Here is a 15,836-nt window from a genome sequence, read left to right on the forward strand (position 1 = left end):
CTGGCTTACAACCCAGCTTCAAACACGCGGTAGGTTTTATACGGCTTGGCGTCCAGGCTCTCGATCATGCGACGCATGGGCATGTTGTCTTCAAGAATCCAGGACAGCTCGATATGGGTGTAGCCCATTTTCAGCCCTTCGCGGCGGACCATGTCGATCATCAGATAGGGCAGCAGACTGCCGATCATGTCCTTGGCAGCGGCGCGGCGGACCCCCATCAGCGGCACGCGGGCGGTTTTGACACCCGCCACCTTCAGCCGCCAGAGCAGCTTGACCCAGCCGAAGGGAAGAATCTTGCCGTCCAGCCCATTGATGGCCTCATTCAAGTTGGGGAGGGCGATCATGAAGGCTACCGGCTCACCATTGCGCTCTACCAAGCTAGTCATACGCGGGTTGAGCAGCGGTTTCAGCGATTTGGCGAGATAATCCGTCTCGGTCTCGGTCAGCGGCACAAAGCCCCAATTATTCGCCCAGGCATCGTTGAAGATGGAGGTGACGTTCTTGATCTCCTCCTTGATGCGCTTCATGTCCAGGGGCCGCACGGTGATGCCCGATGGCAACTGGCGGGAGAGCAGGCGCTGCACGCTTTTCGGCAGATCGACGCGCATATCGTAGAGGTAAGCGATGACGTCCTTGGCCTTGACCATTCCTAGGGTCTCGATCTGCTGGGCGACGTAAGGCAGGTCGTGCGGCATCAGCAGCATGGGCGGCGTGTCGAACCCGTCGATCAACGCACCGGTTTCCTCGTTGATATTGAGGTTGAAGGGGCCCTGAATGGTCTTCATGCCGCGTTCGCGCAGCCAACTGGCGGCGGTTTCCAGCAAGACCCGGAACAGTTCGGGGTCGTTCTCGGCGGCGAGCATGCCGAACAGGCCCGGCGCCTCGGGGTTTAAAGAGAGGGCCAGCTTGTCGATCTGCGCGGATACGCGGCCGACATCACGGCCGTCGCGCACCGCCAGCCAGAATTGAACCTCGGCATGGCCGAAGAACGGATTTTTGGGGCTGAGCGCTTCCTCACGCTCCATATGCAATGGCGCGATGTAAGACGGGTCGTCCTTATGCAGCCGCTCCGGCAGGAGGATAAAGCGTTTGAGGAGTTTCTTGTCCGTGACGGGAACGATCTGGATATTGCTCATCAGTGGGCTCGCCTGACCTGGTCTTCCATCGCAGTGGGCGGCTTGTCGCGAGGGGGGGTGCCAGTCAGCTCCATCACCCAGGGATAGCGCTTGGCTTCCTCAAGATCGTAACCGAGATTGAATACGGTCGGGCTTTTTGGGCAGTCCTTGGAATTAGGGATGTAGGATTGAAACAGCACATCCGGCAGGAAGGAAACGATGCCGTAATTCACTTGCTCATTCTGGAAATGATGCAGCAGGTGGTCGCGCTTGAGCTTCTGCACGAAGCGGTTTTTCGGCTTATAGTTCAAGTGCTGGATGCAGTGGAAAAATTCATACACGCAGGTGGTGACAAGCGCCGTGCAAAAGCCCGTGGCCGCCCCTGCCCAGCCGCCCAGCGCATAGCCGATGGGGCCGGTGATGAGCGCCATGGTGGGGATGGTGTTCAGCGGCGAGCCGAACAGTACTTCCAGCTTATGCGGGTCTTGGTGATGGTCGAAATGGATGCGCTTCCAGAGCGCGCTACTCCAGCGCATACGGTACAGCCAGCGCCCATGCAGCACGAAACGGTGCAGCGCGTACCAGACCAGCGGGTACACAACCAACACCGCCAGAATGGGCAACACCGCCTGAGGCCAGTGCCGCACGGCCAGCCCCGCATACACACCCGAGACCAGCGCCAGAGCGGCATATAGATTGATGGCCGGATAGGTGAGATACGCCGCCCACAGATCGGACAGCGTCATTTTACCCAGATCATAGGAGCGGCCATGCCATGCCCGGCCCCAAACAAGTTTTTTTGCCATACCTTGTTCCGCTCATGCTCAAGGAAATGATTGAAAACCGAGGAAAACAGAGAGTTTCCGCAAGCGTTCAGTGCATAGCATGGGGGCTTTGGCGCTGGCAAACAAGGCTCAACCTCGCCCCCGCAGCCGGGCAAAGGCCGCATGGTGCCAGCGTACGGCGGCGGCGTGGGGCACGGGGGTGCCGCGCATGCGCTCCCGCCTCAAAGTGAGCAGGCCGGAACCAACGATCAGCGATGCCCCCACCAGCGTGACACCATCCACTCCGTTATCAAAGATGAGATAACCAAGCAGAATGGCCCAGAGCATCTGGCTGTACTGGATGGGGCCGACATACGCCGCCGGGGCACGGGTGGTGGCGGACATCAGCAGCAGATTGGCCAGCGCCGCCAGCAGTCCATAGCTGGCCAGCAGACCCCATTGAGCTTCATCCGGCCAGCGAAAATTAGGCAGCATCAGCAGACCGGGAATCACGATAACGCCCAACGTGCCCGCACCGAACAAAGAGATCCGCTTGTCGTGCCCGCCCGCCGCGCGGAAGGAGATCACTGAGACTGCACCACCAACCCCCGCGAACAACGCCCCCACCTGACCGATGGAAAACGGGGTATAGCCCGGCCGTAGCACCACCAACACGCCCGCGAAACCGATAATGACCGCCGCCCAACGCCAGGGGCCGATCCGTTCTTTCAGGAACAACAACGACATCAGCGTGACGAAAGAGGGCTGCAGGAAGATGAGCGCGAAGGCATCGGCCATCGGCAGATGGGTGAAGGCGGTGACGCTACCGATGACTCCGAAGGCCAAAGCGAAAAACCGCAACAGCCAAAGCTTGCGGCTTTTCGTGGTAAACACATCCAGCAGCTTGTCGTCCGGCCCAAGCAGCGCGGGAAACACGATAAGCGCGAACACGCCGCCGAAAAACGCGGATTCATAAGGCGGCAACGCGCCTTTAATGAGCTTCACGCTGGCGTCGCTGAAAGAGAATGCCGCGAAGGACAGAATGGCGAATAAAACGCCCTTGAGCGTCTGGTCTTTCAGAGGAGCTGGCAGGGCTGTCATTCTAAGGCCGGCTTGTGAGGGGTTACAGGCAACACCACAAGTCCGTGCCGCGCATGGCAGCAGCTTCGTTTATGGCTTGGGCACCCAGATACTGACCGTAGCTGTTTGCAGGGCGGGGCGATAGTCCTGCCGCAAAGCGGCAAGAAAAGCGGGTGGGAATTGCGCCCGGTTCACAGGCTCGGGCTTGTTGGTGATGCCGATTTCCACCGCGCGCAGGCGGCGCTGGATGAGCAAAGGCAGAATGGCGCGCTCCGACAGGCGGCCAATACTTATCTGGCTTTGCACGAAATAGGTCTCAAAGGCCGAACGATGACCGGCCCGCGCGCAGAGCAGCAGATTTTCACAAACCACCGGCCCAGGCAGGGGCTTCAGAAAGGCTACACCCGCCGCGAAATCCACCTGTGCCGGGGGCAGGGCAAAATCCTCGCGCAAGGCGGCGATGAAGTGCTGCGGCGCCCAGACCAGAGGAAAGAGAAGCAGCAGGCCGAGCCAAGCGCCACGGCGCTCCAGGCAAAAGGCCATGGCCAGTACGGCGCTGAGCAGCACAGCCTCAAAAAACACGTTCCGGCCGACGCCGTCGCCGCCGGAAAAGATGAGACCCAGCGCATTGGCGGCTAGCCAGGCGAGGCTGAACGGCCAAGCGTCCGGCTGCTGACGATGCCGCCAGCACCAGCCGCCCGCCAGACACAGCACCGGCAGAAACACCAGCAGATAATCCCCACTCTGGGAAAGCGCGTCCCGCCAGAGGTACGCACGCGGCGCCAGCATGTTGGCGAAGAAATACGGACCGTCCACCCGGTAGGAGAGCAACAGCAGCAGCCCGCCGCTCACCGCTCCCGCCGCCAGCCAGTGCAACAAATCCCGCCAGCGCTTCTGGCAGAGAAGGGCCAGCCCGGCGCCGCAGGGCAAGGCCACCAAATTCTGTTTGGTAAACAGCGCCAGCACGAACAGCACAGCCGAAAGCCACAGCCCGTCCCTGCCCTGGTGCCGGACAAACAGCCAGAAGCCCGCCGCCTCGAACACCATGGCGAGTAATTGCGGGTCGTCCACGGCGATGCGGCTGGGCATCCAGACAGCCAGCCAGAGCGCGAACAGTCCCCCCGCGAACAGCCTGGCGGACCAGTCCGGCGTGAAGCCGCGCAGCAATCCGGCCACGATTCCGCCCAGAACCAGCACGGAGAGCAAAGCCAGGATCCGCCCGGCGAAAAGCGGGTCGGCGCCCCAGCCCATCAGCCAAGCGATGAGATGGAACGACAAAAACGGATAATTGGTGAAGGAAAGCCCCGGCGGGTGGCCGTAAAGCGGGACGCCACGGGCGGCCATCACGGCGCGCGCCACGTTCCAGCCTTCATTAGCGTTCAACTGCACCAGGGCCAGGCTGCGCCAGAACAGCGGGAGATAGAAAAGAAGCGTCAAAAGCCCCAGCAACAGGGCGGAACGTATCCAGCGGAGCGAAGGCGCGGCGTGCATGGGGTGTGCCTTTTGCAGCTTTTTAACCCGGACCGCACCAAAAACTTCTGTTCTTAGAGCCTTAAACGCAAAGAAACGGCGGCCCGGACAAGGTCAGGCCGCCGCCAAGTTTAGAAAGTCGCGTTTCTGACGCCGCTTTTAGGCCGCGAACTGGTTCATGGTGTTGTGCGTGCCGCCAGCCTTCAGCGCCGCCTCACCCGCGAAATACTCCTTGTGGTCGTCGCCCATGTCGGATCCGGCCATGTTCTGGTGCTTCACGCAGGCGATCCCCTGCCGAATTTCCTTACGCTGCACGCCGGCGACGTAGCCCAGCATACCCTGATCACCGAAATATTCCTTGGCCAGATTGTCCGTGGAAAGGGCCGCCGTGTGGTAGGTCGGTAGGGTGATGAGGTGGTGGAAGATGCCCGCGCGCTTCGCGGCATCACGCTGGAAGGTGCGGATCCTCTCATCAGCCTCGGTGGCTAGATCGGTTCCGTCATAATCGGCGCTCATCAGGCGTGCGCGATCATAAGCGGACACGTCCTTACCCTGCGCCTTCATCGCGTCATAGACCTGCTGGCGGAAATTCAGCGTCCAATTGAAGGACGGGGAGTTGTTGTAGGCCAGCTTGGCGTTCGGGATGACTTCGCGGATGCGGTCAACCATTGAAGCGATCTGCTCGATATGGGGCTTCTCGGTCTCGATCCAGAGCAGGTCGGCGCCGTTATTCAGCGCGTTGATGCAGTCCAGCACGCAGCGGTCCGCCCCGGTACCGGGACGGAACTGGTACAGGTTGGAGGGCAGACGCTTCGGACGCAGCAGCTTGCCATTGCGGGTAATCAGCACGTCGCCATTACCAACCTCGGAGGCATCGACCTCGTCGCAATCCAGAAATGAATTATACTGGTCGCCAATGTCGCCAGGCTCCTTGGAGAACGCGATCTGCTTGGTCAGGCCAGCGCCGAGGCTGTCCGTACGGGCAACGATCACGCCGTCCTCAACGCCCATTTCCATGAAGGCATAACGCAGCGCGCGGATCTTCTGGACGAAATCCTCGTGCGGAACGGTGACCTTGCCATCCTGGTGGCCGCACTGCTTCTCGTCGGAAACTTGGTTTTCGATCTGCAGGGCGCAGGCCCCGGCCTCGATCATCTTCTTGGCCAGCAGATAGGTCGCTTCCGCGTTGCCGAAGCCCGCGTCGATGTCCGCGATGATGGGAACGACATGGGTTTCGAAGTTGTCGATCTTGCTCTGGACCTCTTTCTGCTTGGCCAGATCGCCAGCGGCGCGGGCCGCGTCCAACTCACGGAACAGGCCGCCCAGCTCACGCGCATCGGCCTGACGCAGGAAGGTGTAGATCTCCTCGATCAGCTCCGGCACGGTGGTTTTCTCGTGCATGGACTGGTCGGGCAGCGGGCCGAACTCGGAGCGCAGGGCGGCAACCATCCAGCCGGAGAGGTAGATGTAGCGGCGCTTGGTGGTGCCGAAATGCTTCTTGATGGAGATCAGCTTCTGCTGTGCGATGAAGCCGTGCCAGCAGCCCAGGGACTGGGTGTAGTTCTCGGGATCGGCGTCATAGGCCGCCATGTCCTCACGCATGATCTTGGCGGTGTAGCGTGCAATGTCCAGTCCAGTGCGGAACCGGTTTTGCAACCGCATGCGGGCCACGGCTTCCGGGGAGATTCCATCCCAGGTGCCGCCCTTGGAGGCGATGAGTTCGCTCGTGCTACGAATGGTGTCTTGGTACGACATAGGGTATCTCCGCTAAACGTCCGGAAGGGTTGTTGCGGAAGTTTGACTACACCCCGTTTTGCAGCGCGTCAGAATGTTTTGTGAAAAAACACGGTAAATATGTAAAAATATGCACTCGCTTCGCAAATGCGGTGTAAAGCATTTACAAGCCCCATAAAATTAACCGAAGGGCAAGAGATCAGCTGGGCTATTGAGGTTCGTGAAGGGGTCGCGCGAGCTTGTAAAATGCACGGGTCGGGCCAAGCAGAGGGTGAGAGCATCGCGGACCTTGTACTTTGCATCGCGGTGCAGGAAATCTTCCAGCGCCGGCAGAAAACTTACCGGCCAAAGCGCCACCAGATGATGCTGGCGCCCCGCATATACCGCAACGGACGGGCCGGGTGACAGGTCAGCAACCAACGTGGCCGGGAAGAAAGGCGTATCCACCGGCATAGTGAGCAGAAACGTGGCGTTTACCCTCTTGGCCCAGGCGAGACCGGCCGCCACGCCCGCCAGCGGACCGCAGGCGGAAAAATCCGGCGCGTCAGGTAGCACAGGCAACCCAAATTTTATGAAGCGGGCCGGGTCGCCATTGGCGCTGATGGCAATGGGCGCGACTTGCGGGCGCAAAAGGTCCAGCACATGGGCGATGAGCGGGCGGCCGTGAAGCGGAACAAAGGCTTTATCCGCCCCGCCAAACCGCGTGGCCTTGCCGCCTGCAAGAATGAGCGCCGCGATGGTCATTTAAGGAAAAACCTGGGGCGAACGACGGGGATCGAACCCGCGACAACCGGTACCACAAACCGGCGCTCTACCAACTGAGCTACGTCCGCCATCCAGGGTGGGGCCAACTAGCGCGGTCAAGCCAGCGCCGTCAATGGTCTTGTGGCGGTCCAGCGTTCAAGACGCCGCAAAGCTTCCTCCAGAACCGGTATCTGCTTGCAGAACGCGAAGCGCACATAATGGCGCGGGGCCTCGTTAGCGTAAAAGGCCGAGACAGGAATCGCCGCCACACCTGCTTGCTCGGTAACCGCCCGGCAGAAGGCGACGTCATCACCCTCAAACCCCAAGGGCGAGAAATCCGCGGTGATAAAATAGCTGCCCGCAGCGGGGAGCGTGCTGAAACCCAGACGCCTCAGCCCGGCATCCAGCAGGTCGCGCTGGGACTGCAGCCCGCTCGCCAGAGCAGCGAAATAGGAATCCGGTTTGGCCAGACCAAACGCCACGGCGCGTTGCAGGTTGGGCGGGGTGGTGAAGGTAAGATTCTGGTGCGCCTTGGCCACCAGCCCCATCAGCACCGCGGGACCGGAAACATATCCCACTTTCCAGCCGGTGAGGGAAAAGGTTTTGCCGGCACTGCCAATCCGGAGGCTCCGCTCGTCCATGCCGGGCAGCGTGGCCAACGGCACATGTCGTGCGCCGGAGAAAACCAGATGCTCGTAAACCTCATCACAGACCGCATAAGCGTCATGCTGACGCAGCAGGTCCGCGATGAAGGCTAACTCTTCCTGCGTGAACACCTTGCCGGTGGGGTTCATGGGGGAATTCAACAGCAGCAGCTTGGTATTGGGACCAAAGGAGGCGGCCAGTTCGGCACGAGGCAGCTCCCAAAAAGGCGGTTGTAGCCGCACCAGCTTCGGCACCGCGCCCAGCAGCTTAACCACCGGCAGATATGTGTCATAAAGCGGTTCGATCAGAACCACCTCGTCGCCCGGATTGAGCAGCGCCATCAGGCTCGCGGTGATCGCCTCCGTGGCTCCGGACGTCACCACCACGCCGGATGCGGGGTCGATCTCAAGCCCGTAAAAGCGCCGATTCGCCGCCGACACGGCGTCACGCAACTCCGACAGACCGGTGAGCGGCGGGTATTGGTTACGGCCATCCAGCAACGCATCCGCCGCGGCGCGAACGATATCAGCCGGGCCTTCCGAATCCGGGAAGCCCTGGCCGAGATTGATGGCCCCGTGCTGGACCGCCAAAGCCGACATAACCGTGAAGATTGTGGTGCCGGTGGCAGAGAGCAAAGAATTGGCTGGTTTCAAGCGCGCAAAATCCTTAATCAGCCGCTGGTTTTTAGCCGCCCAAGACAAAGGCGGCAAGATTGCCTAATTTTTAGGCCGAAACAGCTACCCCTTGAGCAAAGTCGCGTTTTAGCCTTTGATCATTTTATCGCAACCATGGATCCGCGCGGAAAATCGTTCTGGCACGGCGCATGCAAGACGTGATTTGTCAGCCCATTGGCTGACGCGCGCTTGCCCACCGGCTGCCCGGGGCGGGGTTACGGGCGTGCTGTCCGACGAACACAAGGAGGACGCGTGGGCCCCGGGCCCTGCGTGAACCAGATGAAAAAGATCGAAGCGATCATCAAGCCGTTCAAGCTCGATGAAGTGAAGGAGGCGCTGCATGAGGTTGGTTTGCAGGGCATCACGGTCGTCGAGGCCAAGGGGTTTGGCCGTCAGAAAGGCCATACGGAGCTGTATCGTGGCGCCGAATATGTGGTCGATTTTCTGCCCAAGGTGAAAATCGAACTGGTCTGCGAGGATGGCGTGGTGGACCGCGCCGTCGAGGCGATCACCAATGCGGCGCGCACGGGCCGGATCGGCGATGGCAAGATCTTCATCTCCTCCATCGAAGAAGCCATCCGCATCCGTACCGGCGAAAAGGGCGAAGCGGCGGTTTAAGCAAGCATTGCCAAGATGCCCGGCATGTTTAACATGCCGGGCGCTACGCGTTTTTAAAGCGGGCGCATGGTGCGTGCCGCGGGCCTGAACGGGTATCATTATTCAATTACGGGGAAAGACCATGGCTAAGAAGGCCGAGGGCGGCGATGCCGTCGCCAAAGTTCTCAATCTGATCAAGGAAAACGGGGTCGAGTATGTCGATCTGCGTTTCACCGATCCCAAGGGCAAATGGCAGCATACCGCGCAGTATATCTCCACAGTCGATGAAGATTCGCTGAAGAACGGCTTCATGTTCGACGGCTCCTCCATCGCGGGCTGGAAGGCGATCAATGAGTCCGACATGATCCTGCAGCCGGATCTGGACAGCGCCGTGCTGGACCCGTTCTCAGCCAAGCCGAGCCTGATTCTGTTCTGCGACATTCTTGAGCCCGCCACCGGCCAGGGTTATGCTCGCGACCCGCGCTCCACCGCCAAGAAGGCCGAGGCTTATCTGAAATCCACCGGCATCGGGGATACCGCCTTCATCGGCGCTGAAGCTGAGTTCTTTGTATTCGACAGTGTGAAGTTCGGCACCGGCGGCAATTACGGCATCTACCAGCTCGACTCTATCGAAGGCCCCGGCTCCAACCTGAAGGACTACCCGGAAGGCAATATGGGTCATCGTCCGACGGTGAAAGGCGGTTATTTCCCCGTGCCGCCCGTGGATAGTGAATCCGACCTGCGCGCCGAGATGCTCTCCGCTATGGGCGAGATGGGCCTGCCGATCGAGAAGCATCACCATGAGGTGGCGCAGTCTCAGCACGAGCTCGGCACCAAGTTCAGCACGCTGACCACCATGGCCGACCAGATGCAGATTTATAAGTACTGCGTCCATAACGTCGCCCATTCCTACGGCAAAACCGCGACCTTCATGCCGAAGCCGATCTATGGCGATAATGGCTCAGGCATGCACACCCATCTGTCTATCTGGAAGTCCGGCAAGCCGCTGTTCGCGGGTAATGGCTATGCGGACCTGTCCGAGACCTGCCTGTACGCCATTGGCGGCATCATCAAGCATGCCAAGGCGATCAACGCATTCTCAAATCCGTCAACCAACTCCTATAAGCGCCTGATCCCTGGCTTCGAAGCCCCGGTGCTGCTGGCTTACTCTGCCCGCAACCGCTCGGCCTCCTGCCGTATTCCCTACACCACCAGCCCGAAGGCGAAGCGCGTTGAAGTCCGGTTTCCCGACCCGACCTGCAATCCGTACCTCTCCTTCTCCGCATTGCTGATGGCGGCGCTGGACGGCATCAAGAACAAGATCCACCCGGGCGACCCGATGGACAAGGATCTGTACGACCTGCCGCCGGAAGAGTTGAAGGACATCCCGACCGTTTGCGGCTCGCTGCGCGAAGCCCTGACCGCTCTGGAAGCCGACCACGAGTTCCTGCTGCAGGGCGATGTGTTCTCCAAGGAGCAGATCGAGTCCTATATCGAGCTGAAGTGGAAGGAAGTTTACAAGTTCGAGCACACCCCGCACCCGGTGGAGTTCGAAATGTACTACTCCGTCTAATCAGCGGATGGCTTACGGAAACGGCGCCTTCGGGCGCCGTTTTTGTTTCGAGACCGCCCATACCGACCCGATACGCTAAAACCGCGTCACGGGCTCTCTCCTTTGCATCGGGCACAGCCATACCGTCGCGCTGCACCAGGCTTGGCCTCATTAAACCGGCGGGGCGGAGAAGTTGTTTCTGTTTCTGAACGACCCACGCTACAAACCCGTTTTTTATGAAGAGCGGTTGCATCCGGCGATTCTAGGGCATCTCGGCAAGGCCGGGCCGCATGTCTCAATGCTGGGCGGCAATGACCATTCAATGATCGGGATGCTCAACCACGCCCGCCGGTTCGACTTCGTTTTGCCAGAAGCCCCGGCTCGACATGAATTTCATGACTTCCGATGGAAGAAATCAGCTCCGATCTGATCCAGTTTCTGGACATGCTGCGCCGGTGCAATCAAAACTATCAGATGATCCTCACGACCGCCCCGATACCTCTCGTGGCGACGGCGCGGACAGATGCGCATGTATTAGCAGCCACCTTCCACGCTAAATCCGTGCTGCGGGCGGCGGCTGAAGCTATGACCAGGGCGCGCCCTGGTGTGGCCTGTTTCCCGTCTGGCTAGATTATTATGAGCTGCGCTTTTGAAGACGGTAGCTACTTGGACCGGATAAGCAGGAAATAACGCCGGCGGGTATAGCACATGTGATGCGCGCCCTCGCTGAAACCTATGCCGGACGCCCGGACGTACCGCCCCAGTTCAGCCCTTGCCACTGGCTAAGCCCATACTGCGGAGACGGAAGCGCTGATGCGCGTACATTGTGACGAGTTGGCGCTGGACCAAGGCTAAACGCGGGCCAGCCTTTGCGATGACGCCATTGCCAGGAAGGGGCGCGGCCTATAAGTCGCCCACGCAGCCATGACCTACAGCATTAAGGAAATTTTCTACACCCTTCAGGGCGAGGGCCGGAATGCCGGTCGCGCGGCGGTGTTCTGCCGCTTTGCCGGGTGCAACCTCTGGACCGGGCGCGAAACGGATCGCCACACCGCAACGTGCCGCTTCTGCGATACGGATTTTGTGGGCACGGATGGTACGGGCGGCGGGCGCTTTGCTGATGCCGCCGACCTTGCCGCCGCTGTTGAGGCCGTATGGCCCGCTCGCGCGCAAGAGGCGCGGCTAGTGGTGCTGACCGGCGGCGAGCCGCTTTTGCAGGTGGATGCAGCGCTGATCGCCGCCCTGCACGCAGCGGGATTTGAAATCGCGGTGGAGACCAACGGTACCATTGCCCCGCCAGACGGGATCGACTGGCTCTGCGTCAGCCCTAAGGCTGGGGCAGCGCTGGCGGTGGAGAAAGGGGAAGAACTAAAGCTAGTCTTTCCGCAGGCGGGCGCGGAACCGGCTCAATTTGAGCATCTCGCCTTCCAGCATTTTTTACTGCAGCCAATGGACGGACCAGACCAAGCCGCCAATACTGAAAAGGCCGTGGCCTTCTGCATGGCCAACCCACTCTGGCGGCTTTCTTTGCAAACGCATAAATTCCTGGGAATCCGCTGATGTATGAACTCAGCAAGCAATTTATTTTCGATGCTGCGCACACGCTGGACCGGAAAATCGAAACCGAATCAAGCCGCCGCATCCATGGCCATACTTATCTGGCGGAAGTGACAATCCGCGGCACAGCCGACCCGGCCACCGGCATGGTGATGGATGTGGGGCTGCTGGGACGGCTGCTGGAATCCACACGCGACGCGCTGGACCACCATTTTCTGGACGATGTGCCAGACCTTGGCCATGCAACAATGGAAAATCTCTGCGCCTGGATCTGGCGGCGCCTTATCCCCGCTTGCCCAGCACTTTACCGCGTGACCATCTCGCGGGCCTCCAACCAGGACCGGTGCGCGTATTTTGGGCCGGAGGGAGATTGAGCATGGACCAGAACGCTGCCCTAGTGCTGTTTTCAGGCGGGCAGGATTCCGCCACGTGCCTCGCCTGGGCGCTCGCGCGTTTTGAACGTGTGGAGACGCTGGGCTTCGATTACGGGCAGCGCCACCGCGTGGAGTTGGATGTCCGTGCTCCGCTGCGCACGGACATTGCTAGCCTTACCCCCGATTGGACCGACAAGTTGGGGGAGGATCATATAATCGACCTCACCGTTCTGGGGCAGATCAGCGAAACCGCGCTGACCCAGAATGCCGCCATCGCCATGCAGGCGAATGGGTTGCCCAATACCTTCGTGCCGGGGCGGAATTTACTGTTCTTCACCTTCGCCGCCGCCATCGCGTACCGGCGCGGGATCAAACATATCATCACCGGCGTGTGCGAGACGGATTACTCCGGCTATCCGGACTGCCGGGACGATACGGTGAAGGCGCTGCAAGTGGCGCTGAATCTAGGCATGGAAAGCCGCTTTGTGCTGCATACGCCCCTCATGTGGATCGACAAGGCACAGACCTGGGCGCTGGCGCGGGACCTGGGCGGTGCAGCGCTGGTGGAGGCAATTCGCACAGGTTCGCACAGCTGCTACCAGGGGACTCGGGAGACGCTGCATCCCTGGGGTTATGGCTGTGGCACCTGCCCGGCCTGCGAGTTACGCGCCCAGGGGTGGGGTAGATTCCAGGCCAGCCCGGTTTAAGCCGCGGCGGCAAATCTCCCCTTGCCCTTTTTGACCTCCGGGCGTACATAGTCGCCAACAAATACCCGCTGTTTCACAGGGTGGCCTTAACGGGCCGCCTTTTTTATTGGATTTTACTTTTGTCTGAGAACCGCCCAACCCATACCGGCCTTGAAGGCCGCATCGCGGACATCATCATGGACCCGCTCGAAGCGCAGGGTTACGAGCTGGTGCGCGTGCAGGTGATGGGCACCGAAACACCGACAGTGCAGATTATGGCCGACCGGGCCGATGGCGCTGGCTTCACGCTGGATGATTGCGAGAAGGTCTCCCGCCTGCTCTCCGCCGTGCTGGACGTGGAAGACCCAATTGAAAGCGCCTGGACACTGGAGGTTTCCTCCGCTGGGATCGACCGGCCGCTAACCCGCACCAAGGATTTCAACAATTACGCCGGGTTCGACGCGCGGATTGAACTGAACTTTCCTGGTCCTGGCAACCGCAAACGCTTCACCGGCAAACTGGCTGGCGCCGATGCCGAAACCGCCCGGCTGGTGCTTGAAAATGGCGAGACCGTGGAACTGCCCCGCTCTGATATAAGAAAGGCCAAGCTCGTGCTGACTGACGCGCTGATCGCTTTCACCACCCAACCCAAAGTGACAAACTAGAGGATCGCATGGACACCTCCGTCAACCGCCCGGAATTGCTGCTCGTCGCCGACGCTGTGGCTCGGGAAAAGCAGATCGACCGCGAGGAAGTGCTGGAAGCGATGGAGCAGGCCATCCAAAAGGCAGGCCGCGCGAAATACGGGCATGAAAAAGACATCCGCGCCGTGATCGACCGCAAAAGCGGCGATGTGCGCCTCTCGCGCTGGACCGAGATTGTGGACACGGTGGAGACCGAGGACACGCAGATTGCCGTGGCCATCGCCAAGAAGTTCGCACCCGAGAAAGAGGTTGGCGATTTCATCGTGGACCCGCTGCCGCCGATCGATTTTGGCCGCATCGCCGCGCAGACCGCCAAGCAGGTGATCGTGCAGCGCGTGCGCGAATATGAGCGCGCCAAGCAGTTCAATGAGTTCAAAGACCGCGTGGGCGAGATCATCAACGGAGTTGTTAAGCGCACCGAGTACGGCAATCTGATGGTCGATCTCGGCCGGGCCGAGGCGCTGCTGCGCCGGGATGAATGCATCCCCCGTGAGAACCTGAAGAACGGCGACCGCGTGCGTGCTTACATCTTCGACGTGCGGGAAGAACCTCGTGGCCCGCAGATCTTCCTTTCGCGCACACACCCCGGCTTTTTGGCCAAACTGTTCGCGCAGGAAGTGCCTGAAATTTACGATGGCATCATCGAAATCAAGGCCGTGGCACGAGACCCCGGCTCCCGCGCCAAGATGGCCGTGATCTCTCGCGATGCCTCAATCGACCCCGTTGGCGCCTGCGTTGGTATGCGCGGCTCGCGCGTGCAGGCAGTGGTGGCCGAGCTGCAGGGCGAAAAGATTGACATCATCCCCTGGTCCCCGAACGTGGCAACCTTTGTGGTGAACGCTCTGGCCCCCGCTGAAGTCTCCAAGGTGGTGATGGATGAGGAAGCCGGACGGGTTGAAGTTGTGGTGCCGGATAGCCAACTCTCGCTGGCCATTGGCCGCCGTGGCCAGAATGTGCGACTCGCCTCTCAGCTCACCCGCTGGGATATCGACATTCTGACCGAGGCCGAGGAATCCGAGCGTCGCCAGGAAGAGTTCCGCCGCAAGACCGGCCTCTTTGTCGAGGCGTTGGATGTGGACGACATGATCGCCGGCCTGCTGGTGCAGGAAGGCTTCGAGACCGTCGATGATCTGGTGACAACTCCGCTCGAGGAAGTGGCCACCATCGAAGGCTTCGACGAGAACGTCGCCACCGAGCTTTCCCGCCGCGCCGCCACCTATCTGGAGCGTCAGGCGGCTGAACAGGAAGAAAAACGCGTGGCGTTGGGTGTGACCGATGACATTGCCGCCATTGAAGCTTTCTCCGCCAAGGACCTGATCACGCTGGGCGAGAAAGGCGTGAAGACTCTGGACGACCTGGCGGACCTCGCCGGAGATGAGCTAGTGGAGATTCTCGGCGATGACGTCATAAACGAGGAGCAGGCCAACGAGATCATCATGGCGGCCCGCGCGCACTGGTTTGAAGGAGAGGATGGCAACGCAGCCTGACCCAGAAACATTACCAGACGAACCGGAGCGCGGGCCGCTCCGGCGCTGCCTGATCAACAGGACACAAGGGCGCCGGGAGGAAATGCTGCGCTTTGTCGCCGCACCCAATGGTGCGCTGGTTTTCGACCCCGCTGCAACCCTGCCCGGACGCGGGATGTGGTTGAGTGCGGACGGTAATGTGATAGACTTGGCAATCCGGCGCGGCGTGTTTCCACGCGCCGCCCGGGCGCCGTTGAATGTGCCGCAGGACCTGCGGGACAAGGTGGAAGCCGCGCTGACCCAGCGGATAACAGAGCTGCTGGGGCTTGCACGGCGCAGCGGCGCGGCTATCTCCGGCTTCGAGAAGGCGCGGGAGTGGCTGCAGTCAGGCCGGGGCGGCGTAATCGTCCAGGCCGCCGACGGCAGCGCCGATGAGTGTGAGCGCTTTGCTGGCGGGCGGTCGATTCCCCGTGTGGCGGCGCTCTCCGCCGTCGCGCTGGGACGGATTTTCGGGCGGGAGCACACGGTACACGTGGTTGTGGCACCTGGGCGGCTGGCCGGAATGATCGAAATAGAAGCGCGGCGCCTGCGGGGTGTTGCGAAGGAAAGAGTAAGCGGGCAGTAAGCCCAGCAAACAAGGCCGGGGTCATATCCGGTCGCGATGAGAAGATTGG

Annotated in this window: 17 protein-coding genes and 1 tRNA gene; 10 read left to right on the forward strand and 8 right to left on the reverse strand. The window is 60.7% G+C overall.

The features are described from left to right. Positions 1 to 5 precede the first annotated feature (5 nt). The 8 genes from BUB54_RS08490 to BUB54_RS08525 form a co-directional block, all read right to left on the reverse strand. Positions 6 to 1,136, reverse strand: a complete 1,131-nt coding sequence (locus BUB54_RS08490; RefSeq protein ID WP_048878850.1) for a hypothetical protein — start codon at positions 1,134 to 1,136, stop codon at positions 6 to 8. Then, entirely contained in the window at positions 1,136 to 1,921 is a 786-nt protein-coding gene (locus BUB54_RS08495; RefSeq protein WP_048878849.1) for a sterol desaturase family protein, read from the reverse strand. The genes BUB54_RS08490 and BUB54_RS08495 overlap by 1 nt, the downstream gene beginning before the upstream one ends. 108 nt (positions 1,922 to 2,029) lie before the next feature. Further along, positions 2,030 to 2,980, reverse strand: a complete 951-nt coding sequence (locus BUB54_RS08500; protein ID WP_199444693.1) for a DMT family transporter — start codon at positions 2,978 to 2,980, stop codon at positions 2,030 to 2,032. Between the two features lie 69 nt (positions 2,981 to 3,049). Beyond that, positions 3,050 to 4,450 carry an ArnT family glycosyltransferase gene (locus BUB54_RS08505; RefSeq protein WP_048878848.1) on the reverse strand — a complete coding sequence of 467 codons (1,401 nt, stop codon included), beginning with the start codon at positions 4,448 to 4,450 and terminating at the stop codon, positions 3,050 to 3,052. 138 nt (positions 4,451 to 4,588) lie between these two features. Next, entirely contained in the window at positions 4,589 to 6,184 is a 1,596-nt protein-coding gene (locus tag BUB54_RS08510; RefSeq protein WP_048878847.1) for an isocitrate lyase, read from the reverse strand. A gap of 159 nt (positions 6,185 to 6,343) precedes the next feature. Further along, entirely contained in the window at positions 6,344 to 6,907 is a 564-nt protein-coding gene (mobA, locus tag BUB54_RS08515) for a molybdenum cofactor guanylyltransferase MobA (protein WP_048878846.1), read from the reverse strand. 13 nt (positions 6,908 to 6,920) lie between these two features. Continuing rightward, positions 6,921 to 6,996: transfer RNA gene (locus tag BUB54_RS08520), tRNA-His, on the reverse strand. Positions 6,997 to 7,023: 27 nt separating this feature from the next. Then, positions 7,024 to 8,151, reverse strand: a complete 1,128-nt coding sequence (locus BUB54_RS08525; protein ID WP_244890759.1) for an aminotransferase — start codon at positions 8,149 to 8,151, stop codon at positions 7,024 to 7,026. A gap of 354 nt (positions 8,152 to 8,505) precedes the next feature. Between BUB54_RS08525 and BUB54_RS08530 the strand changes: the two genes are divergently transcribed. The 10 genes from BUB54_RS08530 to BUB54_RS08575 all read left to right on the forward strand — a co-directional run bounded on the left by BUB54_RS08530 (position 8,506) and on the right by BUB54_RS08575 (position 15,787). Then, positions 8,506 to 8,844: a P-II family nitrogen regulator gene (locus BUB54_RS08530; protein ID WP_048878845.1), complete on the forward strand. Its 339-nt coding sequence runs from the start codon at positions 8,506 to 8,508 to the stop codon at positions 8,842 to 8,844. Between the two features lie 121 nt (positions 8,845 to 8,965). Next, on the forward strand, positions 8,966 to 10,396 hold the full coding sequence (gene glnA, locus BUB54_RS08535) for a type I glutamate--ammonia ligase (RefSeq protein WP_048878844.1): 1,431 nt from the start codon (positions 8,966 to 8,968) through the stop codon (positions 10,394 to 10,396). Between the two features lie 172 nt (positions 10,397 to 10,568). Beyond that, positions 10,569 to 10,805: a hypothetical protein gene (locus tag BUB54_RS08540; RefSeq protein WP_048878843.1), complete on the forward strand. Its 237-nt coding sequence runs from the start codon at positions 10,569 to 10,571 to the stop codon at positions 10,803 to 10,805. Continuing rightward, positions 10,781 to 11,005, forward strand: a complete 225-nt coding sequence (locus BUB54_RS08545; protein WP_048878842.1) for a GSCFA domain-containing protein — start codon at positions 10,781 to 10,783, stop codon at positions 11,003 to 11,005. The genes BUB54_RS08540 and BUB54_RS08545 overlap by 25 nt, the downstream gene beginning before the upstream one ends. Positions 11,006 to 11,299: 294 nt before the next feature. Further along, positions 11,300 to 11,935 carry a 7-carboxy-7-deazaguanine synthase gene (gene queE, locus BUB54_RS08550; RefSeq protein WP_048878841.1) on the forward strand — a complete coding sequence of 212 codons (636 nt, stop codon included), beginning with the start codon at positions 11,300 to 11,302 and terminating at the stop codon, positions 11,933 to 11,935. Then, positions 11,935 to 12,306, forward strand: a complete 372-nt coding sequence (locus BUB54_RS08555; protein ID WP_048878840.1) for a 6-pyruvoyl trahydropterin synthase family protein — start codon at positions 11,935 to 11,937, stop codon at positions 12,304 to 12,306. Before queE ends, BUB54_RS08555 begins: the two co-directional genes overlap by 1 nt. A 2-nt stretch (positions 12,307 to 12,308) precedes the next feature. After that, the gene (gene queC / locus BUB54_RS08560; RefSeq protein WP_175556486.1) at positions 12,309 to 13,013 is read left to right on the forward strand and encodes a 7-cyano-7-deazaguanine synthase QueC; all 705 of its coding nucleotides are present in this window, start codon (positions 12,309 to 12,311) and stop codon (positions 13,011 to 13,013) included. 119 nt (positions 13,014 to 13,132) lie between these two features. Continuing rightward, a complete protein-coding gene (gene rimP, locus BUB54_RS08565) occupies positions 13,133 to 13,657 on the forward strand; it encodes a ribosome maturation factor RimP (RefSeq protein WP_048878901.1) in 525 nt (174 codons plus the stop codon). 8 nt (positions 13,658 to 13,665) lie between these two features. Then, positions 13,666 to 15,183, forward strand: a complete 1,518-nt coding sequence (nusA, locus tag BUB54_RS08570) for a transcription termination factor NusA (RefSeq protein ID WP_048878838.1) — start codon at positions 13,666 to 13,668, stop codon at positions 15,181 to 15,183. After that, positions 15,167 to 15,787: an RNA-binding protein gene (locus tag BUB54_RS08575; RefSeq protein WP_048878837.1), complete on the forward strand. Its 621-nt coding sequence runs from the start codon at positions 15,167 to 15,169 to the stop codon at positions 15,785 to 15,787. Before nusA ends, BUB54_RS08575 begins: the two co-directional genes overlap by 17 nt. The last annotated feature ends 49 nt before the right edge of the window (positions 15,788 to 15,836 follow it).

Source organism: Acidocella aminolytica 101 = DSM 11237, from assembly GCF_900129125.1.
GTDB lineage: Bacteria > Pseudomonadota > Alphaproteobacteria > Acetobacterales > Acetobacteraceae > Acidocella > Acidocella aminolytica.